This window comes from Thauera phenolivorans (assembly GCF_001696715.1).
In the GTDB taxonomy this organism is placed as follows: Bacteria; Pseudomonadota; Gammaproteobacteria; order Burkholderiales; family Rhodocyclaceae; genus Thauera; species Thauera phenolivorans.
This window is the reverse complement of sequence record NZ_MBFM01000001.1, coordinates 493,996-516,293: the sequence shown is the minus strand read 5'-3', so window position 1 is coordinate 516,293 and position 22,298 is coordinate 493,996. Positions and strand designations below refer to the sequence as shown.

Annotated in this window: 19 protein-coding genes, 1 tRNA gene and 1 pseudogene; 11 read left to right on the top strand and 10 right to left on the bottom strand. The window is 68.4% G+C overall.

Annotated elements, in window-relative coordinates; all coding sequences use genetic code 11:
- Positions 1-121: 121 nt before the first annotated feature.
- Both BB334_RS17835 and BB334_RS18355 read right to left on the bottom strand, forming a co-directional pair.
- Complete coding sequence (locus BB334_RS17835) at positions 122-1,687, bottom strand: hypothetical protein (RefSeq protein WP_088179137.1); 1,566 nt, start codon at positions 1,685-1,687, stop codon at positions 122-124.
- Positions 1,688-1,924: 237 nt separating this feature from the next.
- Complete coding sequence (locus BB334_RS18355; protein ID WP_232756625.1) at positions 1,925-3,490, bottom strand: hypothetical protein; 1,566 nt, start codon at positions 3,488-3,490, stop codon at positions 1,925-1,927.
- A 420-nt stretch (positions 3,491-3,910) separates the two neighbouring features.
- On the opposite strand from BB334_RS18355, the gene argJ reads away from it, so the two are divergent.
- On the top strand, positions 3,911-5,149 hold the full coding sequence (gene argJ / locus BB334_RS02390; protein WP_068803935.1) for a bifunctional glutamate N-acetyltransferase/amino-acid acetyltransferase ArgJ: 1,239 nt from the start codon (positions 3,911-3,913) through the stop codon (positions 5,147-5,149).
- Between the two features lie 24 nt (positions 5,150-5,173).
- On the opposite strand, the gene apaG is transcribed toward argJ, so the two are convergent.
- Positions 5,174-5,557, bottom strand: coding sequence for a Co2+/Mg2+ efflux protein ApaG (gene apaG / locus BB334_RS02385; protein ID WP_068803933.1), 384 nt, complete (start codon positions 5,555-5,557; stop codon positions 5,174-5,176).
- A 71-nt stretch (positions 5,558-5,628) separates the two neighbouring features.
- On the opposite strand from apaG, the gene purB reads away from it, so the two are divergent.
- Positions 5,629-7,005: an adenylosuccinate lyase gene (purB, locus tag BB334_RS02380; RefSeq protein WP_068803931.1), complete on the top strand. Its 1,377-nt coding sequence runs from the start codon at positions 5,629-5,631 to the stop codon at positions 7,003-7,005.
- A gap of 88 nt (positions 7,006-7,093) precedes the next feature.
- Positions 7,094-7,411, top strand: a complete 318-nt coding sequence (locus BB334_RS02375; RefSeq protein WP_068803929.1) for a DUF2322 family protein — start codon at positions 7,094-7,096, stop codon at positions 7,409-7,411.
- Positions 7,412-7,589: 178 nt separating this feature from the next.
- On the opposite strand, the gene secF is transcribed toward BB334_RS02375, so the two are convergent.
- From secF to queA, 5 genes are all read right to left on the bottom strand, one after another.
- Entirely contained in the window at positions 7,590-8,525 is a 936-nt protein-coding gene (gene secF / locus BB334_RS02370; RefSeq protein ID WP_068803927.1) for a protein translocase subunit SecF, read from the bottom strand.
- 24 nt (positions 8,526-8,549) lie between these two features.
- Positions 8,550-10,427: a protein translocase subunit SecD gene (gene secD / locus BB334_RS02365; protein WP_068803924.1), complete on the bottom strand. Its 1,878-nt coding sequence runs from the start codon at positions 10,425-10,427 to the stop codon at positions 8,550-8,552.
- A gap of 150 nt (positions 10,428-10,577) precedes the next feature.
- Positions 10,578-10,904, bottom strand: a complete 327-nt coding sequence (gene yajC, locus BB334_RS02360; RefSeq protein ID WP_068803922.1) for a preprotein translocase subunit YajC — start codon at positions 10,902-10,904, stop codon at positions 10,578-10,580.
- Positions 10,905-10,972: 68 nt separating this feature from the next.
- Positions 10,973-12,085 carry a tRNA guanosine(34) transglycosylase Tgt gene (gene tgt, locus BB334_RS02355; protein ID WP_068803920.1) on the bottom strand — a complete coding sequence of 371 codons (1,113 nt, stop codon included), beginning with the start codon at positions 12,083-12,085 and terminating at the stop codon, positions 10,973-10,975.
- A complete protein-coding gene (queA, locus tag BB334_RS02350; RefSeq protein WP_068803918.1) occupies positions 12,075-13,130 on the bottom strand; it encodes a tRNA preQ1(34) S-adenosylmethionine ribosyltransferase-isomerase QueA in 1,056 nt (351 codons plus the stop codon). The genes tgt and queA overlap by 11 nt, the downstream gene beginning before the upstream one ends.
- A gap of 56 nt (positions 13,131-13,186) precedes the next feature.
- On the opposite strand from queA, the gene BB334_RS02345 reads away from it, so the two are divergent.
- Positions 13,187-13,273 (top strand) — tRNA-Leu (locus BB334_RS02345).
- A gap of 174 nt (positions 13,274-13,447) precedes the next feature.
- Here the strand turns inward: BB334_RS02345 and nhaR are convergent.
- A complete protein-coding gene (gene nhaR, locus BB334_RS02340) occupies positions 13,448-14,365 on the bottom strand; it encodes a transcriptional activator NhaR (RefSeq protein WP_068803916.1) in 918 nt (305 codons plus the stop codon).
- 137 nt (positions 14,366-14,502) lie between these two features.
- Here nhaR and BB334_RS02335 point away from each other — a divergent pair, with 137 nt between their 5' ends.
- From BB334_RS02335 to ltrA, 3 genes are all read left to right on the top strand, one after another.
- Entirely contained in the window at positions 14,503-14,850 is a 348-nt protein-coding gene (locus BB334_RS02335; RefSeq protein ID WP_068803914.1) for an HPF/RaiA family ribosome-associated protein, read from the top strand.
- Between the two features lie 93 nt (positions 14,851-14,943).
- Positions 14,944-15,609, top strand: coding sequence for a Bax inhibitor-1/YccA family protein (locus BB334_RS02330; RefSeq protein ID WP_068803912.1), 666 nt, complete (start codon positions 14,944-14,946; stop codon positions 15,607-15,609).
- Positions 15,610-16,076: 467 nt separating this feature from the next.
- Positions 16,077-17,429 (top strand): group II intron reverse transcriptase/maturase, encoded by a 1,353-nt coding sequence (gene ltrA, locus BB334_RS02325; protein ID WP_232756612.1) that lies wholly within the window; start codon positions 16,077-16,079, stop codon positions 17,427-17,429.
- Between the two features lie 113 nt (positions 17,430-17,542).
- On the opposite strand, the gene BB334_RS02320 is transcribed toward ltrA, so the two are convergent.
- On the bottom strand, positions 17,543-18,658 hold the full coding sequence (locus tag BB334_RS02320) for an AI-2E family transporter (protein ID WP_068803909.1): 1,116 nt from the start codon (positions 18,656-18,658) through the stop codon (positions 17,543-17,545).
- A gap of 173 nt (positions 18,659-18,831) precedes the next feature.
- Here BB334_RS02320 and BB334_RS02315 point away from each other — a divergent pair, with 173 nt between their 5' ends.
- The 4 genes and pseudogenes from BB334_RS02315 to BB334_RS17905 all read left to right on the top strand — a co-directional run.
- Positions 18,832-19,797 carry an acetyl-CoA carboxylase carboxyltransferase subunit alpha gene (locus BB334_RS02315; RefSeq protein ID WP_068803907.1) on the top strand — a complete coding sequence of 322 codons (966 nt, stop codon included), beginning with the start codon at positions 18,832-18,834 and terminating at the stop codon, positions 19,795-19,797.
- 74 nt (positions 19,798-19,871) lie between these two features.
- Positions 19,872-21,215 (top strand): tRNA lysidine(34) synthetase TilS, encoded by a 1,344-nt coding sequence (gene tilS, locus BB334_RS02310; RefSeq protein ID WP_068803905.1) that lies wholly within the window; start codon positions 19,872-19,874, stop codon positions 21,213-21,215.
- 97 nt (positions 21,216-21,312) lie between these two features.
- A complete protein-coding gene (gene ndk / locus BB334_RS02305; protein WP_068803903.1) occupies positions 21,313-21,738 on the top strand; it encodes a nucleoside-diphosphate kinase in 426 nt (141 codons plus the stop codon).
- A gap of 109 nt (positions 21,739-21,847) precedes the next feature.
- Positions 21,848-22,298 (top strand): annotated as a pseudogene (locus tag BB334_RS17905) (23S rRNA (adenine(2503)-C(2))-methyltransferase RlmN); the annotation flags it as partial.

Here is a 22,298-nt window from a genome sequence, read left to right as displayed (position 1 = left end):
GGTGGCGAGCAAGGCGACGCTCAGCGCGATCATGGATGTTGCGTGCTTCATTGTCTCGCTCCTGGACGATGCGAAGCGGACGTCGAACCTCGCCGGGAGGTCCGACGTCGCTAGCACAGGCTCAGCGCAGGGTCAGGTTGGCCTGCACGTTGGCGCTTTGCTGCACCAGGGCGCCGATCCCGCTGTTCTGGGACACGATCGTGATGCCCGCCGCGCCATCGAGCGTGCCGCTGAGCGTGTTGGACATGTTGAACACGCCGGCATTGACCGCCACGCTGCCGCCTGCGCCGCCCGCACCACCGGCGCCGCCCGTGCCCTCGCCGCCGGCGGCCGCGCCGCCCGCAAGCTGACCGCCGGCTCCGCCGTTGCCACCATTGCCGCCGGTCGCGCTCCCGCCGGTCCCATCTCCGCTGGTTGCCGAGGCGGTCGCCGCGCCGCCGGTGCCTGCACCCGCGGTGGCGCTGCCGGTGGTCGCGTTGCCGCCGGTGCCGCCGGTGGCATTGGCGGTACCGTCTGCCGATGCGTCGCCGGAGGTGCCGGCGCCGCCGGTGGCCGAGGCGGTCTGGATGTCGGTGCCGCCGTTCGCGTTCGACGCGCCAGCCGTGCCGCCGGTCGACTCGGCCGCGCCGCCGGCGCCACCGGTGCCGCCGGCGGCGCCGGCCGCGTTGCTCGCATCTGCGGTGTCGTCGCCACGGCCGCGCGCGTTGGCGGTCGCGTCACCTGCCTTCGCCCAACTGCCGGCGTCGCCGCCGTAGCCGCTGTCGGCGCCGCTGCCGCCCGCCCTGCTGGAGGCCCGACCGCCGTCGGCGTCGGCCTTGGCCATCGCACGGGCGTCGCCGCCGTAGCCCTTGCCGGAGTCGGCAGCGCTCAGGTTGTTCGCGTCGCCCTCGCCGCCGGTCGCGCCCCAGGCGGTGCCGGAGTCGGCCGCGCCGCCTTTGCCGATGCCGCCGAGCGCCGCCGTCTTCGCGTCGCCGCCGTCGCCCTTGCCGCCGAAGGCCATGCCGCCCCTGCCGCCGTCGTCGCCGTTGGCGCCATTCGCGTCGCCGCCGATCGCCATCCCACCGTCGCCGCCGTAGCCCTTGCCGCCGTCACCGCCGTTGGCGCTGCCGACGTTCCAGGCGCTGTTGCCCAGGCCGTGAACCCTGATCATCGTGACGGTGCCGTCGAGTTTGGACAGCGCGACCACGCTGGTCTTGTTCCACGCATCGTTCACGCTGGTGGAGGCGATGGAGTTGTTGTTGGCGGCAGCCGCGTGATCCCTCGCAAACGCCTTGCCGCTGTTGTCGCGGTTGTCGCCGTTGGCCTTGTCGATCGACGTCGTCCTGGTGGTCGTGCTGTTGTCGGACTTGTCGATGTCGGTGGTGCGGCTGTAGCTGCTGCTGTCGGACCTGTCGACGGCGAGCGACTTGTTCGTCGTGCTGTTGTCGGACTTGTCGATGGCGACATTCTTCGTGTAGCTGCTGTTGTCCGACTTGTCGACCGTGAGCGTCTTCGTCCGCGTGTCGGTGCTGCTGTCATTGAAGTCGGCGGTCGAGAACTCGTTGGCAGACGCGCCCTTGCCGTTCAGGGTCGACTGAGCGGTGGCCGTTTGATTGACGTTCTCGTTGCCGTCGTTGAGGGTGTTCGTCGGGTTCGCCATCGCTGGCGCCGCAAAGCCGAATGCAAGCGCGACCGCGCTCGCGATCATGGTCCGTTTCATCACTTCCTCCGCTGATTCCGCCAGGGAGAGGCAGCCTGCCCCGTCCCGGCAATCCAAATGCAACTGATGTGCCAACAAGCCCAAGCGGCGCTCGCCTCGCGATCCGATCGGCATTTCTGCAGCGAGCTCCGGACGACGGCGCGAGCAGTAGCTCGGAATTGACCAGTTGCTTTACACCTCGGGGCGCCGGGCCTCACAGGGAGGCCCGGCGCGGCGACCACAGGCTTAGCGCAAGGTCAGGTTGGCCTGCACGTTGGCGCTTTGCTGCACGAGGGCACCGATCCCGCTGTTCTGAGAAACGATGGTGATGCCCGCCGCGCCGCCGAGACTGCCGCTGAGCGTGTTCGACATGTTGAACTCGCCCGCGTTGACCGCCACGGTGCCGCCCATGCCGCCGGCGCCGCCAGCGCCACCGGTGCCGCTGCCGCCGGTCGCCGCGCCACCCGCAACCGCACCGCCAGCACCGCCGTCGCCGCCGTTGCCGCCGGTCGCATTGCCGCCGGTGCCGTTGCCGCCGGTCGCCGCGGAGTCCGCCGCGCCGCCGGTGCCCGCAGCCGCCATGGCGTCGCCGCTGGTGGCCGCGCCACCATTGCCGCCGTTGGCGGCGGCGTTGCCGGTCGCCGAAGCGCTACCCGAGGTGCCGGCGCCGCCCGCGGCCGAGGCCGACTGCGTGTTGCTGCCGCCGTTGGCGCTCGCATCGCCGCTGGTGCCGCCGGCCGAACTGGCAGCGCCACCTGCGCCGCCGGTGCCGCCGGTCGAGTCGGCCGTATTGGTACCGGTGGCCGCGTCGTCGCCACGGCCGCGCGCGTTGGCGGTCGCGTCACCCGCCTTGGCCCAGGAGCCGGCGTCGCCGCCCGAGGCGGCATCGGCGCCGCTGCCGCCCGCCTTGCTGTATGCCTTGCCGCCGTCGGCGTCGGCCTGCGTCATCGCACCGGCGTAGCCGCCCGAGCCCTTGCCGGAGTCGGCCTTGCTCAGGTTCTTCGCGTCGGCCTCGCCGCCGTTGGCGCCCCACGCCTTGCCGGAGTCGGCCGACCCGCCCTTGCCGATGCCGCCGAGGGCCGCGGACTTCGCGTCGCCGCCGTCGCCCTTGCCGCCGACAGCCATGCCGCCATTGCCGCCATCCCCACCGTCGGCGCCATAGGCATCGCCGCCGATCGCCTTGCCGCCGTCGCCGCCGTAGCCCTTGCCGCCGTCACCGCCGTTGGCGCTGCCCACGTTCCAGGCGCTGTTGCCGAGGCCATTGACGCCGATCCTGGAGACGGAGCCTTCGAGCTTGGTCAGCGCGACCGCGCTGGTCGTGTTCCACGCATCGTTCACGCTGGTGGAGGCGGTCGAGCTGTTGTTGGCCGCGGCACCGTAATCCTTGGCGAAGGCCACGCCGCGGTTGTCACGGTTGTCGCCGTTGTCCGCGGTGATCGTCTTGTTCTTGGTGGTGGTGCTGTTGTCGGACTTGTCCAGCGAGTACGACTTGTTCGTCGTGCTGCTGTCCGATTTGTCGACCGCGAGCGACTTGTTCGTCGTGCTGTTGTCGGACTTGTCGAGCGAGTAGGTCTTGTTGGTCGTGCTGTTGTCCGACTTGTCGATCGAGATGTTCTTCGTATTGGTGTCGGTGCTGCTGTCGGTGAAGTTTGCCGTCGAGTACTCGTTGGCCGAGGCGCCCTTGCCGTCCAGCGTGGACTGGGCAGTGGCGGTCTGGTCGACCTCGTAGCCGTAATCGTTGAGGGTGTTGGTCGGGTTCGCCATCGCCGGCGTCGCAAAGCCGAATGCAAGCGCGATTGCGCTCGCGATCATGGTCCGCTTCATTGCTTCCTCCACTGATTGGGTTGGGCGAGGCACGACGCCTCGTCCCGAACGCAGAAAAGCAAGGTTCAGGCCACTATTCATAAGCGCCGGACGGAAAGGGAATTTATCCGAGGGTCCTGATGTCGCAGGCTGCGGGGAGCGAGCGAAACTGATCCACTTCGTTACACCCGCAGCGGCACAAGTGCCTGGCATCGGCCCGGCAGCGCGGGTAAGTCGCCGCAGGCACAAGGGAACCCGCCCGGCGCCGCGGTCGCACCTGACCCTGTAAGCATTTCGATACGGCTGTCGCGGTGGCCACCTAGCGGGCAGGAGGCGCGGAACGATGAGCGGCGGTGAATCCGCTATCATTCGCGCATCCATCGATGCCCGCAGGCTTTTACCCGCGGCACGCACTTCCCGGAGATCCGCATGGCTGTCAATCTGAAGACCCCGCAACCCGAATCCCTGCTCGCGGTGCCCGGCGTCCGGCTCGGCGTGGCCGAGGCCGGCATCCGCAAGGCGAACAGGCGCGATCTCACCGTGATCGAGCTCGCCGAAGGCAGTCGCGCGGCGGGGGTGTTCACCCGCAACCGTTTCTGCGCGGCGCCGGTGCAGGTGTGCCGCGAGCATCTCGCGCAGGACGCGATCCGCGCGCTGGTGATCAACACCGGGGTGGCCAATGCGGGCACCGGCGAGGAAGGGCTGGCGAGCGCGCGTGCCACCTGCACCGCGCTGGCCGGGCTGCTGGGCGTGGGCGAGGGGCAGATCCTGCCGTTTTCCACTGGTGTCATCCTCGAGCCGCTGCCGGTCGATCGCCTCGTCGCCGGGTTGCCGCAGGCAGTGGACGACCTGCGCGACGACGGCTGGTTCGCTGCGGCGCACGCGATCATGACCACCGACACCCTGGCCAAGGCAGTGTCGCGCCAGGCGACGATCGGCGGCCGTACTGTGACGCTCACCGGCATCAGCAAGGGGGCCGGCATGATCCGGCCGAACATGGCGACCATGCTCGGATTCCTCGCCTGCGATGCGGCGGTGAGCCAGGACCTGCTCGGCACGCTGGTGACGGAAGCGGCCGATCTGTCCTTCAACAGCATCACCGTCGATGGCGACACCTCCACCAACGATTCCTTCATCCTGATGGCCACCGGCCAGGCCGGCAACGCCGAGATCACCGACGCCGCGAGCGCCGACTTCACGGCCCTGCGCGAGGCGGTGATCGAGGTCTCGATCGCGCTCGCGCAGGCGATCGTGCGCGACGGCGAAGGCGCCACCAAGTTCATGACGATCGCGGTCGAGGGTGGTCGTGACCGCGAGGAGTGCCGCAAGGTCGCCTATGCGGTCGGCCATTCCCCGCTGGTGAAGACCGCCTTCTTCGCCTCCGACCCAAACCTCGGGCGCATCCTCGCGGCGATCGGCTACGCCGGCATCGAGGATCTCGACGCGTCGGCGCTGCGCGTCTGGCTCGGCAATCCGGACGAGAGCGTGCTGGTGGCCGAGCAAGGCGGCCGCGCGGCGAGCTATCGCGAGGAGGCGGGCGCACGCATCATGCAGCACGCCGAGCTCACGGTGCGCATCGACCTCGCCCGCGGCAGCGCCGCGGCGACCGTGTGGACCTGCGACTTCTCGTACGACTACGTGAAGATCAACGCCGACTATCGTTCCTGAGCGGAGTCGCTGGTCGTGTGCCGCTCAGTGCAGCACATGCGGCACCGCCAGCATGAAGGGCGGGATCTCGGCGTCGAAGTGGTGGCCGTCGGCGGCGTGCATGCGGTAGCTGCCCTGCATCGTGCCGACGGGGGTCTCCAGCACGCAGCCGCTGGTGTAGCGGAAGCTCTCGCCGGGCGCGAGCGTGGGCTGCTCGCCCACCACCCCGAGTCCGCGCACCTCCTGCACCTTGCCGTTGCCGTCGGTGATGATCCAGTGCCTGCTCACCAGCTGGGCGGCGACGCCGCCGGTATTGCGCACCGTGATGTGGTAGGCGAAGACGTAATGTTCGTCTTCCGGCCGGGACTGGGCGTCGATATATTCGGCGACCGTCTCGACCTCGATTCGATAGGTGTCGGATGTGCTCACGCGCTGTCCCCGGTCTTCGGTGATATGGGTTCGAAGCGCTAAAATAGCACTTTTCCTCCGGAATTCCCGTCATGTCCGTTTCCGCCCCTTCCGCGCTCACCGCACTTTCGCCGCTCGACGGCCGCTACCACGGCAAGGTCGCCGGCCTGCGTCCGCACTTCTCCGAACACGGCCTCATCCGCAATCGCGTGAGGGTCGAGGTGGAATGGCTCAAGGCGCTCGCCGCCGACCCGCAACTCGCCGAGATCGCGCCCTTCTCGCCGGCGACCGTTGCCGAGCTCGACGCGGTGGTGGCACAGTTCTCCACCGAGGACGGCGAAGCGGTGAAGGCGATCGAGGCCACCACCAACCACGACGTCAAGGCGATGGAGTACTGGCTGAAGAGGCGCCTCGGCCACAACCCCGAGGTGATGAAGGTCTCCGAGTTCATCCACTTCGCGTGCACCTCGGAAGACATCAACAACACCTCGCACGCGCTGATGCTGGCCGAGGGCCGCGACGCCGTGCTGCTGCCCGCGCTCGACGCGGTGATCGCGCGCCTGCGCGAACTCGCGCACGCGCTCGCCGACCTGCCGATGCTGTCGCGCACCCACGGCCAACCCGCCAGCCCGACCACGCTTGGCAAGGAGATGGCCAACATCGCCGCCCGCCTGATGCGCGCCCGCGCCGCGATCGCGGGCGTCGCCATGACCGCCAAGTTCAACGGCGCGGTGGGCAACTACAACGCCCACCTGTCGGCCTGGCCGGAATTCGACTGGGAAGGCTTCAACCGCCGTTTCATCGAATCCCTGGGGCTGAACTTCAACGAGTACACGATCCAGATCGAGCCGCACGACGCGATGGCCGAGCTGTTCGACGCCGTCGCCCGTGCCAACACGATGCTGATCGACGCCTGCCGCGACATCTGGATGTACATCTCCCTCGGCTACTTCAAGCAGAAGCTCAAGGAAGGCGAGGTCGGCTCGTCGACGATGCCGCACAAGGTCAACCCGATCGACTTCGAGAACGCCGAGGGCAACTTCGGCATCGCCAACGCGGTGCTCAGGCACTTCTCCGAGAAGCTGCCGATCTCGCGCATGCAGCGCGATCTCACCGACTCGACCGTGCTGCGCAACATGGGCGTGGGCTTCGGTCACACGGTGCTCGCGCTCGACAGCTGCCTGCGCGGCCTGGGCAAGCTCGAGGCCGAGCCCGCCCGCCTGGCGGCCGACCTCGACGACTGCTGGGAAGTGCTCGCCGAGCCGGTACAGACGGTGATGCGCCGCTTCGGCATCGAGAACCCCTACGAGCAGCTGAAGGCGATGACCCGCGGCAAGGGCATCACGCGCGACGCCCTGCACGACTTCATCCGCACCCTCGCCATCCCCGCGGAGGCGCGCGACCACCTGCTGGCGATGACGCCGGCAAGCTACGTCGGCAAGGCCGCCGAGCTGGCGCGCCGCATCTGATCGCGGCAGGGCAGGCGGCCTGCCCCGGGCCGCGCTCAGCGCCGTTTCGCGCCACCTGCGGGTGGCGTTTTCAATCTGGGAGTGAATGATGGCTTTCGCCGATAACCTGAAGACCCTGCCCGGCGTGTCGCACCTTGCGGCGCTCAACCTGGTCGACGCCGCCGAGGCGGTGGTCGCCACGATCGAGAACAAGCCCGGCCAGGCCGGCTCGCTCGCGGTCTACAACCACCTCGCCCAGCTCTACGGCGCGATCACGCCCGAGGCGGCGAAGAAGGGGATCGAGCTCTACGCCGAGCAAAGCGAGGACGCCCGCCTGAGTCCGGGCAAGCACCCCAACATCGACCGCCTGATCGGCCTCATCGAACGCGGCGAGACGCTGCGGGTGAAGCAGGTCTTTGCGGTCTGAGACTTTGCAGGCGGGAGATCCGGGGCGCGCCTTCCGTGGGGGCTGAGGGGCGGGGCCGCGGTCGCCGCCTGCATTCGCGCCCCGCCCCTCAGCCGGCGCGCGATGCACCGCATTCGCATTCCGTCCGGACGACAAAAAAGGCGCCAGCGGCGCCTTTTCTGCATCCGGACGTGCGAGCTCAGACCACCGCCTCTTCCTTCTCCTTCTTCGGCTTCACGAACTGCTCGCGCGACACGCCGAGCCACATCACCAGCGGGCTCGCCACCAGCACCGAGGAATAGATGCCGAACAGGATGCCGATGGTGAGCGCGAGCGCGAAGTAGTACAGCGTCTCGCCCCCGAACAGCAGCATCGACAGCACCATCACCTGGGTGCTGCCGTGGGTGATCACGGTCCGCGAGATCGTGCTCGTGATCGCGTGGTCGAGCACCTGCGGCGTCGTCATGTTGCGCTTCTTCTTGAAGGTCTCGCGCACGCGGTCGAAGACCACCACCGACTCGTTCACCGAATAGCCGAGCACGGCGAGCACCGCCGCGAGCACCGGCAGCGAGAACTCCCACTGGAAGAAGGCGAAGAAGCCCAGGATGATGATCACGTCGTGCATGTTGGCGATGATCGCCGACACCGCGAAGCGCCACTCGAAGCGCAGCGCGAGGTAGATCATGATGCCCACGATCACCAGCAGCAGCGCCATCGAACCGTCGGCGGCGAGCTCCTTGCCGACCTGCGGGCCGACGAACTCCACCCGGCGCAGTTCGGGCGGGCTGCTGCCCTCGACCGCAGTCAGCGTCGCCAGCACGTTCTGCGATACCTTCGAGGTGTCGAGGTCGTCGCGGTTCGGCAGGCGGATCAGCAGATCGCGCGCGCTGCCGAAGTTCTGCACCTGGGCGTCGGGATAGCCGCTCGCGCCGAGCGCCTGGCGGATCGGCTCGAGCTGCGGCGCCTCGGCGTAGCTGACCTCGACCAGGGTGCCGCCGGTGAACTCGACCGACAGGTGCAGGCCGCGGGTGGCGATGAAGAAGACCGCCAGCGCGAAGGTGATCACCGAGATGATGTTGAACACCAGCGCATGGCGCATGAAGGGGATGTCTTTCCTGATGCGGAAAAATTCCATGATCGAAGCTCCGTGTCTTTCCGCTTACTTGCCGCCGGCGTCGGCCGCCGGCTTCCAGACCTGGCCGATCGACAGCGCGTCGACCTTGCGGCGACGGCCGTAGATGAAGTTGATCAGCATCCGCGACACCAGGATCGCGCTGAACATCGAGGTAAGGATGCCCAGGCAGTGCACTACCGCGAAACCGCGCACCGGGCCCGAGCCGAACACGAGCAGGGCGATGCCGGCGATCAGGGTGGTGATGTTGGAGTCGAGGATGGTGTCCCACGCGCGATCGTAGCCGGCCGAGATTGCCGCCTGCGGGCTGGAGCCGTTGCGAAGCTCCTCGCGGATGCGCTCGTTGATCAGCACGTTGGCGTCGATCGCCATGCCGAGCGTGAGCGCCATGGCGGCGATGCCGGGCAGGGTCAGCGTCGCCTGCAGCAGCGACAGCAGCGCCACCAGCAGCAGCAGGTTGGCGGCGAGCGCGATCGAGGACACCACGCCGAACAACATGTAGTAGGCGCTCATGAACACGACGATCGCGAGGAAGCCCCACAGCGTCGAGTTGAAGCCCTTCTCGATGTTCTCCGCGCCGAGGCTGGGGCCGACGGTGCGCTCCTCGATGATCTCCATCGGCGCCGCGAGCGAGCCCGCGCGCAGCAGCAGGGCGACGTCGTTCGCCTCGGTGGTGGTCATGCGGCCGGAGATCTGCACGCGGCCGCCGCCGATCTCGCTGCGGATCACCGGGGCGGTGACGACCTCGCCCTTGCCCTTCTCGATCAGCAGGATCGCCATGCGCTTGCCCACGCTCTCGCGCGTGACGTCGCGGAAGATGCGGGCGCCGGCGGCGTCCAGCGTCAGGTGCACCGCCGGCTCGTTGGTCTGGCCGTCGAAGCCGGGCTGGGCGTCGGTGAGGCGCTCGCCGGTGAGCACCACCTGCTTGCTGACCAGCAGCGGGCTGCCGCCGCGCTCGGTGTACAGCTCGGTGCCGAAGGGGATGCTGCCGCCGAGCGCCTGCTCGAGCGCGCCCGGGCTGTCGTCGACCATGCGCACCTCGAGGGTGGCGGTGCGGCCGAGGATGTCCTTTGCCTTGGCCACGTCCTGCACGCCGGGCAGCTGAACGACGATGCGGGCGGCGCCCTGTTGCTGGATCACCGGTTCGGCGACGCCGAGTTCGTTGATCCGGTTGTGCAGGGTCGTGATGTTCTGCTTGAGCGCGAAGTCGCGCATCGTCTGCTGCGCCTGCGGGGTGAGCGTGGCGACCAGCCTGAAATCGTCGGCGCGGTCGTTGCGGTCGGCGAGCGCGAGGTCGGCGGTGCTGTCGAGGATCGCGCGGCGGCCGGCCTCGCGCTGCTCGGCGTCGCGGAAGCGCACGACCACGGTCTCGCCCTCGCGCGTGATGCCGGCGTGACGCACGTTCTTGTCGCGCATCAGGGTGCGCAGGTCGCCGGTGGTGGCGTCGAGGCGCTTGGTCAGCGCGCCCGGCATGTCGACCTCGAGCAGGAAGTGCACCCCGCCGCGCAGGTCGAGGCCGAGATACATCGGCAGCGCGTTGATCGAGGTCAGCCAGGCGGGCGAGGCCGACAGCAGGTTCAGCGCGACGACGTAGGACGGGTCGGCCGGATCGGGGTTCAGCGCCCGCTCGATGACGTCCTTGGCGCGCAGCTGGGTGTCGGTGGTGGCGAAGCGCGCGCGCACGCTGCCGGCATCGCTGAAGATGCCGGTGTGTTCGATGCCCGCCTCCCTGAGGGTGTCGGCGACGCGACCGGTCATTTCAGCCGCGTCGAGCTTGAGCGTGGCCTTGGCGCTGGACACCTGCACCGCAGGCACCTCGCCGTAGAAGTTCGGCAGCGTGTAGATCAGGCCCCAGAGCAGGATGAGCCCGATGAGGATGTTCTTCCAGAGAGGGTAGCGATTCATCGTCGGAGGAGCGGTGAGAGGAAGACGGCGGGCGCGTCGGGACGACGGGCTCCGCGGGAGGTCCGACGGCGGGTCGGGCCGGCAGTGGCCGTGCCGGCAGAGACGGACGGGGCCGGCGGCAGGCGCGCCTGGCCCGTCACCGACGACGTCTTACAGGGTCTTCAGCGTACCCTTCGGCAGCACCGTGGCGACCGACTGCCGCTGCACGGCGATCGCGGTGTTGGGGGCGACCTCGATGTGGAGGAAGTTGTCGCCCACTTCGGTGATGCGGCCGGCGATGCCACCCTGGGTGACGACTTCGTCGCCCTTGGCGAGGCCTTCGACCAGCGCCTTGTGTTCCTTGGCGCGCTTCATCTGCGGCCGGATCATCAGGAACCAGAGCACGACGAACATCAGAATCAGGGGCAGCAGGCCCATCAGGCCGCCGGTAGGATCGGCGGCGGCAGCGTCTTGGGCGAAGGCGTTGGAAATCAGCACGGGTTTCTCCAGAGGTTGCATAAAATCTGCGGGATTATATCAGTTGCTCGGTTGCGGCCCGGCGACGATCAGGCGGTGCCGGTGGCGCGCTCGGTGCGAAAGCGCTCGACATGGGCGGATAAGGTGCCGCCGGCGATCGCCTCGCGCAGCTCGGCGGTCAGGGTCTGGTAGTAACGCAGGTTATGCACCGTGTTGAGCATGCTGCCGAGGATCTCCCCGGTGCGGTGCAGATGATGCAGGTAGGCACGGCTGAAGTTGCGGCAGGTGTAGCAGTCGCACGAGGGGTCGAGCGGCCGGGTGTCGGCCTTGTGCGCCGCGTTCTTGATCTTGACGTCGCCGTAGCGGGTGAACAGCCAGCCATTGCGTGCGTTGCGGGTCGGCATCACGCAGTCGAACATGTCGATGCCGGCGACGACGCCGGCGACGATGTCCTCCGGCGTGCCCACCCCCATCAGGTAGCGCGGCTGGTGCTGCGGCAGCCGGGGTGCGGTGTGGGCGAGGATGCGCGCCATGTCCTCCTTCGGCTCGCCGACCGACAGCCCGCCGATGGCGAAGCCGTGGAAGCCGATCTCCTGCAGCGCGCCGAGCGACTCGTCGCGCAGGTCCTCGTACATGCCGCCCTGCACGATGCCGAACAGCGCGTTGCCGTTGTCGAGGCGGTCGAACTCGTCGCGCGAACGCTTCGCCCAGCGCTGCGACAGGCGCATCGATTTCGCCGCCTCGTCGCGGGTCGCGGGGTAGGGCGTGCATTCGTCGAAGATCATCGCGATGTCCGAGTCCAGCACGGTCTGGATCTGCATCGAGATTTCGGGCGTGAGGAACAGGCGTGCGCCGTCGATCGGGCTGGCGAACTTCACGCCCTCTTCGCTGATCTTGCGCAGCGCGCCGAGGCTGAAGACCTGGAAGCCCCCCGAGTCGGTGAGGATCGGCTTGTCCCAGGCCATGAAGCGGTGCAGGCCCTGGTGGGCCTCGATGACGTCCAGCCCGGGGCGCAGCCACAGGTGGAAGGTGTTGCCGAGGCAGATCTGCGCGCCGATGTCGGCGAGCATCGCGGGCGTCATCGCCTTGACCGTGCCGTAGGTGCCGACCGGCATGAAGACGGGGGTCTCGACCACGCCGTGGGCGAGCGTGAGGCGGCCGCGGCGGGCGGCGCCGTCGGTGGTGAGGAGTTCAAACTGCATCGTCGACGTCGGGGTCCGGGTTGCGGGTGAGGAACATCGCGTCGCCGTAGCTGAAGAAGCGGTAGTGCTGGGCGACGGCGTGGGCGTAGGCGCGGCGGATGGTCTGCATGCCGGCGAAGGCCGACACCAGCATCAGCAGGGTCGACTTGGGCAGGTGGAAGTTCGTCACCAGGGCGTCGACCACCTGGAAGCGGAAGCCGGGCAGGATGAAGATCTCGGTTTCGCCGCTGCCGGCCTCGAGCGGGCCTTCCTGGGCCGCGGCCTCGAGCGCGCGCATGCTGGTGGTGCCGACCGCGATCACGCGACCGCCCGCGGCGCGGGTCGCGGCGATCGCCTCGACCGTCTCCTGCGGGATCACGTAGCGCTCGCGGTGCATCCTGTGCTCGCCGAGGTCGTCCACCCGCACCGGCTGGAAGGTGCCGGCGCCCACGTGCAGGGTCAGCCAGGCGCATTTCGCGCCGCGCGCGGCGATGCGGGCGAGGACGTCTTCATCGAAGTGCAGGCCGGCGGTGGGGGCGGCGACCGAACCGGGCGCGCGGGCGAACACCGTCTGGTAGCGCGACTCGTCGGCTTCGCCCGCCTCGCGGGTGATGTAGGGCGGCAGCGGCAGCCGGCCGTGGCGCTCGAGCACGGCGACGAGGTCCTCATCGCCGGGAAAGCGCAGGTGGAAGAACTCGCCGACGCGCCCGAGCACCTCGACTTCGAAGGCATCGTCGGCCAGGCGCAGCCGGCTGCCTGCCTTGGGCGACTTGCTCGCGCGCACCTGGGCGAGGGCCTCGTGCGGTCCGATCGCGCGTTCGACCAGCACCTCGACCTGGCCGCCGCTTTCCTTGCGGCCGTAGAGGCGGGCGTGGATCACCCGGGTGTCGTTGAACACCAGCAGGTCGCCGGCTCTCACGAGCTCGGGCAGGTCGGTGAAGCGGCGATCGACGAAGCGGTCACGGTCGACGACCAGCAGCCGGCTCGCGCTGCGCTCCGGCAGCGGCGCCTGGGCCACGCGCTCGGGCGGCAGGTGGTAGTCGAAATCGTTGAGGGTAAGCGGCATGAGGAGTCCGGCTTGCCGTAAATATGAGTATTCAGGGATAATGCGCAACCTTCCCGGCCGGGATGGCGGAATCGGTAGACGCAGCGGATTCAAAATCCGCCGGTGGTGACACTGTGAGGGTTCGAGTCCCTCTCCCGGCACCATCCCCGTCTCGGCATTCGAGCCGACGGGGCCGGTGACGAATCGGATGCTCGGCGGCCCGCAAGGGCAGGGATTCTACCAGCTTTCCCCGTTAGCCCCGCTGCCTCGTGCTCTCCCGTGCGCGTCTGGATTTCGTCTCGGGAATCCGCCCTGGCCATTGCGCTCCGCCGCCGCCCTCACGCCGATGGTCGCTCGACGGCGCGCGCCGTGCCGGCGATCGGTGCGGCTTCGCTGATCGCGCGCACCGCCGGATGGGTCAGCCTGCGTTCCACCGAGATCGCGTAATAGGTTTCCACCACCTCCGCCGCGTCGCCCAGCCGGCGCATGTTGCCCTGCGCGCACAGCTGCTCGCTCGCCAGCACCGCGCCGGGGAAGATGCCCGCGCCCGCCTCGCCGAAGGCCCGCATCAGCGCGCTGTCGTCGAACTCGCCGACGATGCGCGGTCGCAGCCCGTTCGCCTCCAGCCAGCGCAGCAGCGGGGCGCGCACCGCGGCCTGCTCGCCCGGCAGCAGCAGCGGCGCGCCGTCGAGGCAGGCGGGGAAACCCCCCTGGAGGCCGGCGGCGAGGGCGGGCGAGGCGAAGAAGCCGATCGTCGACTCACCGAGCGTGTGGCTGTAGCCGCGCACGTCCATGTTCGACGGCAGCGGACTGTCGGCGAGGACGACGTCGAGGCGATGGATCGCGAGTTCGCCGAGCAGCTGTTCGAGCTTGCCTTCGCGACACACGATGCGCATGGGGTCGGGCAGCTCCATCGAGGGGGCGAGCAGCAGCCAGGCGATCGCCTTCGGCACCACGTCGGCGACCCCGACCCGAAAGGGCACGGCGCGGCCGGTGGCGCGACTCTGGAGCGCCTGCTCGAGCTCGCTGCCGAGGCGGAAGATCTCCTCCGCGTAGTCGAGCGCCATGTGGCCGCTGTCGGTCAGCACCAGGCGCCGGCCCTGGCGGCGGAACAGGCTCACCCCGAGGGTTGCCTCGAGCGCGGCGATCTGTCCGGACAGGGTCTGGGGGGCGAGGCCTGAACGCTCGCTGCCGCGCACGATGCCGCCGGCACGCGCCACCGTCCAGAAGTGATGGAGCTGCTTGTAGTTGAGCATCGCGGCGGATTCCTCTCAATAGTTCGAAAAAATCTGATAAAAATTCAGTGGAACCGAGATTTTATCGAACAGTCAGAGTTGTAGCATGCGTCGGTACGCATGTTCGGCATGATCAAGGAACGACAAGGAGACAGAGCATGAGAATCGATCTGCACTGCGAAGGCGTGGAAGGCGGCCCCGGCCTGCAGGATTATGTGCTGCGCCGGATGCGGCATGCCATCGGGCGCTTCGGCTCGCACATCAAGTGGGCGCGGGTGAAGCTGGCCGACGTGAACGAAGCGAGCGGAGGAGCGGACAAGCGCTGCGTGGTGCAGCTGCGGCTGCGCAATCTGCCCGACGTGGTCTTCGCGATCACCCAGATCGAGGTCCGCGCGGCGGTGGACGAGGCGGCCAATCGCGTCTCCCGGGTGCTCGCCCAGCGCCTGCGCCGGCACCAGGGTGCCGGTCACGATGTGCCTGCACGGCTCGGCGCCTTGCCCGCCTGAGCGTGGTCCGGACTTCTCCCCTGCATCCGGCTTGCGGCTAGACTGCCGACTGCCATCAAAGCGATCAATTACCTTCCCCCAGGAGAAAACACCATGGAAAACCGTATCGGAACAATGAGCCGATCGCAGACATCGGTTCTGTCGACCAACCGGGTCGTTCGCAACACCTACATGCTGCTCTCGCTCACGCTGGCCTTCTCGGCGCTGAGCGCCGGCGTGTCGATGGCGCTGGGGCTGCCGCATCCGGGCCTGATCCTGACCCTGGTGGGCTACTTCGGCCTGCTGTTCCTGACCACGAAGTTCCGCAACAGCGGTCTGGGCATCCTGTTCGTGTTCGCGCTGACCGGCTTCATGGGCTATACACTCGGTCCGATCATCTCGGCCTACCTGTCGCTGCCCAACGGCAGCCAGATTGTGATGCAGGCGATGGGCGGCACCGCGGCGATCTTCCTCGGCCTGTCGACGTACGCGCTGACCACCAAGAAGGACTTCTCCTTCATGGGCGGTTTCCTGATGGTGGGGATTCTGGTGGCCTTCCTCGCCGGCCTGGGCGCGATCTTCTTCTCGATCCCGGCGCTGTCGCTGACCGTGTCGGCGGCCTTCGTGCTGCTGATGTCCGGCTTGATCCTGTACGAGACCAGCAACATCATCCACGGCGGCGAGACCAACTACGTGATGGCGACGGTGACGCTGTTCGTGTCGATCTTCAACCTCTTCACCAGCCTGCTGCATCTGCTGGGCTTCGCCAGCAACGATTGAGGGGCGGGGCCGGCGGCGCCGGCCCTTGCACCCGCCTGGACGGAAGGCTGCGGCCTTCCGTTTTTTTTGGTGCGCCCAGCATGGGCGCACTCCTGCGGGTGCAAGTCCCGCCGTAAGTTGATCACAGCGAACGAAGCTAAGCGCAACTGCGCGAGGGTGACCGAGCGTGGGGAGGAAGCGTGGAGCGTAAGCTGCGAGCCGATGAACAAGAATCGGATAGAAGGCGCTGCCGAGCAGGGCGAGCGGGCCAGAAACCGCGAAGCTCTCGTGATCAAGGCGAAGTGGCGTAGATCCGGCGGTTGTGCAGCGAAGGAGTGCGTTCTTACCTGGGGAGATCTCGCCTTGTGCCTGAAAGGGCGACGGTGCCACACCGGAGCGAGGAGTCAGCCGAGGCCGTAGTAGCCGCTGGTTTGGGGCGAAGGGCCGAACGAGTAGGAGGGCCGAAGGCCGTGTCGCTCGGACGTGCAGTGCATCAGAAGCCCGGCGAGCCGGGGCGCAATGCGGGAGAGCGAGGTGAAGCCGAGCTCGAAGCGGTGCGTGATGAAGCACGAACGGCGCGGCGCGCAACTGGAAGCCCGGGGCGAGATGGCCTGCTTGCGCAGGCGCTCGCGAGCGCGAATATGGTTCTGGCGTGGAAACGCGTCAAAGCTAATCGCGGCAGTGCTGGGGCGGATGGGTTGTCGATTGCCGAGACGGCGGAGTACCTGAGAATGCACTGGCCCCGGATTCGGGAATCCTTGCTCGATGGCAGCTACCGGCCCGTGCCGGTGCGCTGCGTCCAGATTCCGAAGGCCGATGGCGGGGTGCGCGAACTGGGGATTCCGACGGTGACGGATCGGCTGATCCAGCAAGCCCTGCTGCAAGTCTTGCAGCCCATCATTGATCCGACGTTCTCCGAACACAGCTATGGCTTCCGGCCGGGACGCCGTGCGCACGACGCGGTGCTCGATGCACAGCGCTACGTGCAGGACGGCTACCGGGTAGTGGTCGATGTGGATCTGGAGAAGTTCTTCGACCGGGTCAATCACGACATCCTGATGGAACGGTTGGCGAGGCGAATCGACGATAAAGCCGTGCTGCGGCTGGTTCGTCGTTACCTCGTGGCCGGGATTCTGGATGGCGGGGTGCTCATCGAGCGGTACGAGGGCACGCCGCAAGGCGGGCCGCTCTCGCCGCTGTTGGCCAATGTGCTGCTCGACGAGGTGGATCGGGAACTGGAGCGACGTGGCCACCGCTTCGTGCGCTACGCCGACGACTGCAACGTGTATGTGTGCAGTCGCCGCGCAGGTGAACGGGTGCTGGAAGGGTTGCGCAAGCTCTACGACCGACTCCATCTGAAGATCAACGAGGCCAAGACGGCGGTGGCGTCGGCGACCGGTCGCAAGCTTCTGGGCTACGAACTGTGGCGCAGTGCGGGCGACCGGATCAAATGCGCGGTCGCCTACAAGGCGTTGGAGACCTTCAAACAACGCATCCGGGAAATGACGCGTCGCTCGGGCGGGCGCAGCCTGCCGGAGGTCGCCGAACGACTGCGGGCCTACATGCCGGGCTGGAAGGCGTACTTCCAGCTTGCGCAGACACCCAAGGTGTTCCGCGAACTCGACGAGTGGATCCGACACCGGCTGCGTGCCGTGCAGCTCAAGCACTGGCGTCGGGGTACGACGATGTATCGGGAATTGTTGGCGCTGGGCGCCTCGCAAGCGGATGCCCGCAGGGTGGCCGCGAACAGTCGGTGCTGGTGGCGTAACAGCCGCATGGCGCTGAACCGAGCGATGCCCATCGCCTACTTCGACCGGCTTGGCGTGCCTCGGCTCTCATGACCTCAACTGCTCGAACCGCCCGGTGCGGACCCGCATGCCGGGTGGTGTGGGAGGGGATCGGTCAGGTAACCTGACCGCCCCTATCCCGATCGTCGGGCGCGCCGGCGCCGGTTTCAGTCGGCGTGGCGCGGCGCTTTCGGACGGGGCGCGCGCGGCCGCTGCGCCGCCGGTTCGGACAGCGGCGACTCCTCGAGCCATTCGTGCCACACCGCCATCAGCACCGCAAGTACCACCGGGCCGACGAACAGCCCGATCAGGCCGAACGCGGCGAGACCGCCGAGCACGCCGAACAGCACCAGCAGGAAGGGGATGCGGGTGGCGCTGGAGATCACGATCGGCCGCACGAGGTTGTCGACCCAGCTCACCACCAGCGTTCCCCACAGCAGCAGGCCGATGCCGTTGAAGGTTTCGCCGCTGGCGAGCAGCCACAGCCCGACCGAGCCCCACGCGAACGGCGTGCCGAAAGGGATCATCGCCACCACCGCGGTGAGCGCGCCGAGCAGCACCGGCGCATCGAGGCCGAACCACCAGTAGCCCAGGCCGGCGACGATGCCCTGGCCGATGGCGGTCGCCACCAGGCCCCACACCACCGCCATCGTCATCCCGCCGACCGCCTTGAGGTAGGGGTCGACGCGAGGGCCGAGGAAGTGATGCAGTACCAGGGTCGCCTGCTGCAGCACGCGTTCGCCGTCGCGGTAGAGGAAGAACACGGTGATCAGGGCGAAGCCGAGCTTGACCGCATTGCGCCCGACGCCGCCCAGGATCTTCAGGATCTCGGCGCCGCCCTGCTCGACCCATTCGCGGATTTGCGCGCGCAGGGCGGCCGGGTCGCGGGTGAGCTCGCCGAGGAAGTCCTGCAGCCAGTTGCCGAGCATCGGGATGTCGGCGACGAAGTCGGGCAGCACGACCGGGCCGCGGGCGAACACCTCGGCGAGCGCGGCGTAGGCCGAGACCATCTCGGTGCGCAGCAGCAGCGCGAGCCAGAGCACGGGAACGATGAAGGCGGCGGCGAGCAGCAGGGTCATCGCGCCCGCGGCCAGCGAACGTCGGCCGCGCAACAGGCGGCGCAGGTGGATGTGCAGCGGCCAGGTAGCGTAGGCGAGAATCACGGCCCAGGCCACCGGCACCAGGAAGGAGTGCAGGATCGCGTAGGTGAACAGCAGCAGGCCGCCGAGCAGCACGCCGAGGACCAGCCTGCGCGAGAGGGTTTCGGTGAAGCGCTCGATCATCGTCGGTCCTGATATCGTTCGATCGTCGTCGCGCGGGACGCGGCACCAGGCCGCATTGTAGCCGGGCCGGCCCACGGGCTCGGCGCAGGGCGTCTGTTTGCAATGCAGCATCGTCGGCAAGCCGCGCGCGCAGGCGCTACAATGCGCGCTGTTTCCTCAACCTGGACGGTCGGATGAAGACCACCTTTCTGGATTTCGAAAAATCCCTCGCCGAGCTCGAAGAAAAGATCGAGAAGCTGCGCTTCGTGCAGGACGATCCGGCGGTGGACATCTCCCAAGAGATCACCCGCCTCGAGACCAAGAGCCAGGGCATGCTCAAGGAGCTCTACGCCAAGCTGTCGCCCTGGCAGATCGCGCAGGTCGCGCGTCACCCGCAGCGGCCCTACACGCTGGACTACCTCGAGCATGTGTTCACCGATTTCGAGGAGCTGCACGGTGATCGCGCCTATGCCGACGACAAGGCGATCGTCGGTGGCCTGGCGCGCTTCAACGGGCAGAGCTGCATGGTCATCGGCCACCAGAAGGGGCGCGACACCAAGGAAAAGATCGCGCGCAACTTCGGCATGCCGCGGCCCGAGGGCTATCGCAAGGCGATGCGGCTGATGAGGACGGCGGAGAAGTTCGGGCTGCCGGTGTTCACCTTCGTCGACACGCCGGGCGCCTATCCCGGCATCGGTGCCGAGGAGCGTGGCCAGTCCGAGGCGATCGGCCACAGCCTGTACCTGATGGCCGAGCTCAAGGTGCCGATCATCGCCACCATCATCGGCGAGGGCGGCTCGGGCGGCGCGCTCGCGATCGCGGTCGGCGACCAGGTGCTGATGCTGCAGTACTCCACCTATTCGGTCATCTCGCCCGAGGGTTGCGCCTCCATCCTGTGGAAGAGCGCCGACAAGGCTGCCGACGCCGCCGAAACCATGGGCATCACCGCGGCGCGGCTGAAGACGCTCGGGCTGGTGGACAAGGTGGTCAACGAGCCGGTGGGCGGCGCCCATCGCAACCACCTCGCGATGGCAGAGAACCTCAGGCGCGCGCTCACCGAGGCGCTGCGCCAGGTGGATGGCCTGCCGCCGACCGAGCTGCTCGCGCGCCGGATGGAAAAGCTGATGAGCTACGGCCGCTTCAAGGAGCAGGCCGCCTGAAGCGGGCGCGGGGCGGCGCAGGCTTCAAGGGTCCGCAATGATGCTGCGAGCCGGGGGAGGCGCGCCCGAACGCCATGCACGCTGACGGCGCGCTGGTCGAAGCCGCCGGCGAGGTGCTCGCCGCCGCGCCGCTCGGCGCGCACAGCCGGATCTGTTGCGCGCTTTCTGGCGGGGTTGATTCGCTGGTGCTGTTCGAGGTGCTGCGCCGGCTGCAACCCCGCTTCGGCTACCGGCTCGCGGCGGCCCATGTCGATCACGGCCTCAGTCCGCATGCCGGCGATTGGGCCGATGCCTGCGCCCGGCGCTGCGCGGCCGCAGGCATTCCGTTGCAGGTCTTCCGTGTCGGGGTCGATCGCGACCATCCGCACGGCCTCGAGGCGGCCGCGCGCAGCGCGCGCTACGGCGCGCTCGAACGCGTGGCCTGCGACTGGCTCGTGTTCGGTCACCATCAGGACGACCAGGCCGAGACCCTGTTGTTCCGCCTGCTGCGCGGCACCGGGGTGCGTGGCGCCGCGGCCATGCGGCCGGTGGTGGTCGCTGCGGCCGGCGCGCCGGGGCGCCTGAGGCCGCTGCTCGCGGTGCGCCGCGAGCAGATTCTGGACTGGGCCCGGCGCAATGCGCTCGACTGGGTCGAGGACGAGAGCAACGATGAGACCCGCTTCACCCGCAATGCCATCCGCCACCGACTGGTGCCGGTTGCCGAGGCGCTGTTTCCGGCGGCGGTTCCCGTCCTCGCACGCGCCGCTGACCATTTCGCCGAGGCCGACGCCCTGCTGGGCGAGCTCGCGGCGGGCGATGTCGCTGCCTGCGGTGGGGAGCCGCTGGATCGCGCCCGACTGCGCGCGCTGAGTCCGGCGCGGCAGGCGAACCTGCTGCGCTGGCTCCTGCAGCAGCGCGGGGCGCCGACGCCTTCGCGGGCGCGTCTCGACGACGTACTTCAGCAGTTGCGCGACTGCCCTCCGGCGCAGGCGCTGCGCCTTTCGCTCGGGGCGTGGGTGTGCTGCGCCTATCGCGACGCGCTCTGGCTGGAGCCGGCGATCGCCGCCGTCCCGGAGAGATGCGTCTGGCAGGGCGAGGCCGTCCTCCCCTGGGGCGCCGACGAGGTGTGCTTCGTGGGCGTGACGGGCGAGGGGGTGAGCCGGGTCCGGCTTGCGCGCGCAGCAGCGGTCTACCTGGCGCCGCGGGTGGCGGGCATGCGCCTGCGCCTGTCGCCCGCGCGCCCGCGGCGCGAGTTCCGCAAGCTCTGTCAGGAGGCAGCGATCCCGGAATGGGTGCGCGACCGCCTGCCGGTGTTGTGGGTGGACGCCGAGCCGGCCTGGGTCGGCGGCATCGGGGTGGCGGCGGAGTTCGCCTGTGCCCCGGGCGAAGCGGGCGTGCTGCCGTGCTGGCGACCCGCCGGCGGATCGTCCCCCGGCTGAACGGCGCCGGACGCCCGGCCAACCGGCGGCACGTCGGTGTCACACGAAACCTGTTAAAATTTCGCGCTTTTTTCCAAACATAGTCCCGGAGTTTTCCATGGCAATCGAACGCACCCTTTCTATCATCAAGCCCGACGCCGTCGCCAAGAACGTGATCGGCAAGATCTACCAGCGCTTTGAAGACGCGGGTCTGAAGATCATCGCGTCCAGGATGGTGCGCCTGTCCGAGCAGGAAGCCGGCCAGTTCTACGCGGTGCACAAGGCGCGTCCGTTCTTCAAGGACCTGGTGTCCTTCATGACCTCGGGCCCGGTGATGATCCAGGTGCTCGAGGGCGAGAACGCGATCGCCAAGAACCGCGAGCTGATGGGGGCGACCGACCCGAAGAAGGCGGACAAGGGCACCATCCGCGCCGATTTCGCCGACAGCATCGACGCCAACGCGGTGCATGGCTCGGACGCGGCCGAAACCGCCGCCGTGGAAGTGGCTTTCTTCTTCCCGGGCATGAACGTTTACTCGCGCTGAGCGGTCCATCCCGGGCGGCCCGTCGCGCCGGCCGCGGTGGTTTCCACCGCACCGGCGCGGCCGGGCCGTTTACCTTGGAGGGAATGTGGGAAAGGATGAAGTTTCAGGCATGAGCACACCGGTCAATCTGCTCGATTTCGATGTCGACGGCCTCGTCGCCTGGTTCGCCGGGTTGGGCGAGAAGCCGTTCCGCGCCCGCCAGGTGATGCGCTGGATGCATCACGAGGGCTGCGACGACTTCGACGCCATGACCGACGTCGCCAAGTCGCTGCGCGCCCGGCTCAAGGAGATCGCGGTGATCCGTCCGCCGCTGCCGGTGCGCGACTCGATCTCGGCCGACGGCACGCGCAAGTGGCTGCTCGATGTGGGCAACGCCAACGCGGTCGAGACCGTGTTCATCCCTGAAACCAACCGCGGCACCCTGTGCGTGTCCTCGCAGGCCGGCTGTGCGCTCGACTGCGCCTTCTGTTCCACCGGCAAGCAGGGCTTCAACCGCAACCTGTCGGCGGCCGAGATCATCGGTCAGCTGTGGCTGGCAAACAAGCTGTTGGGCGCGGCCC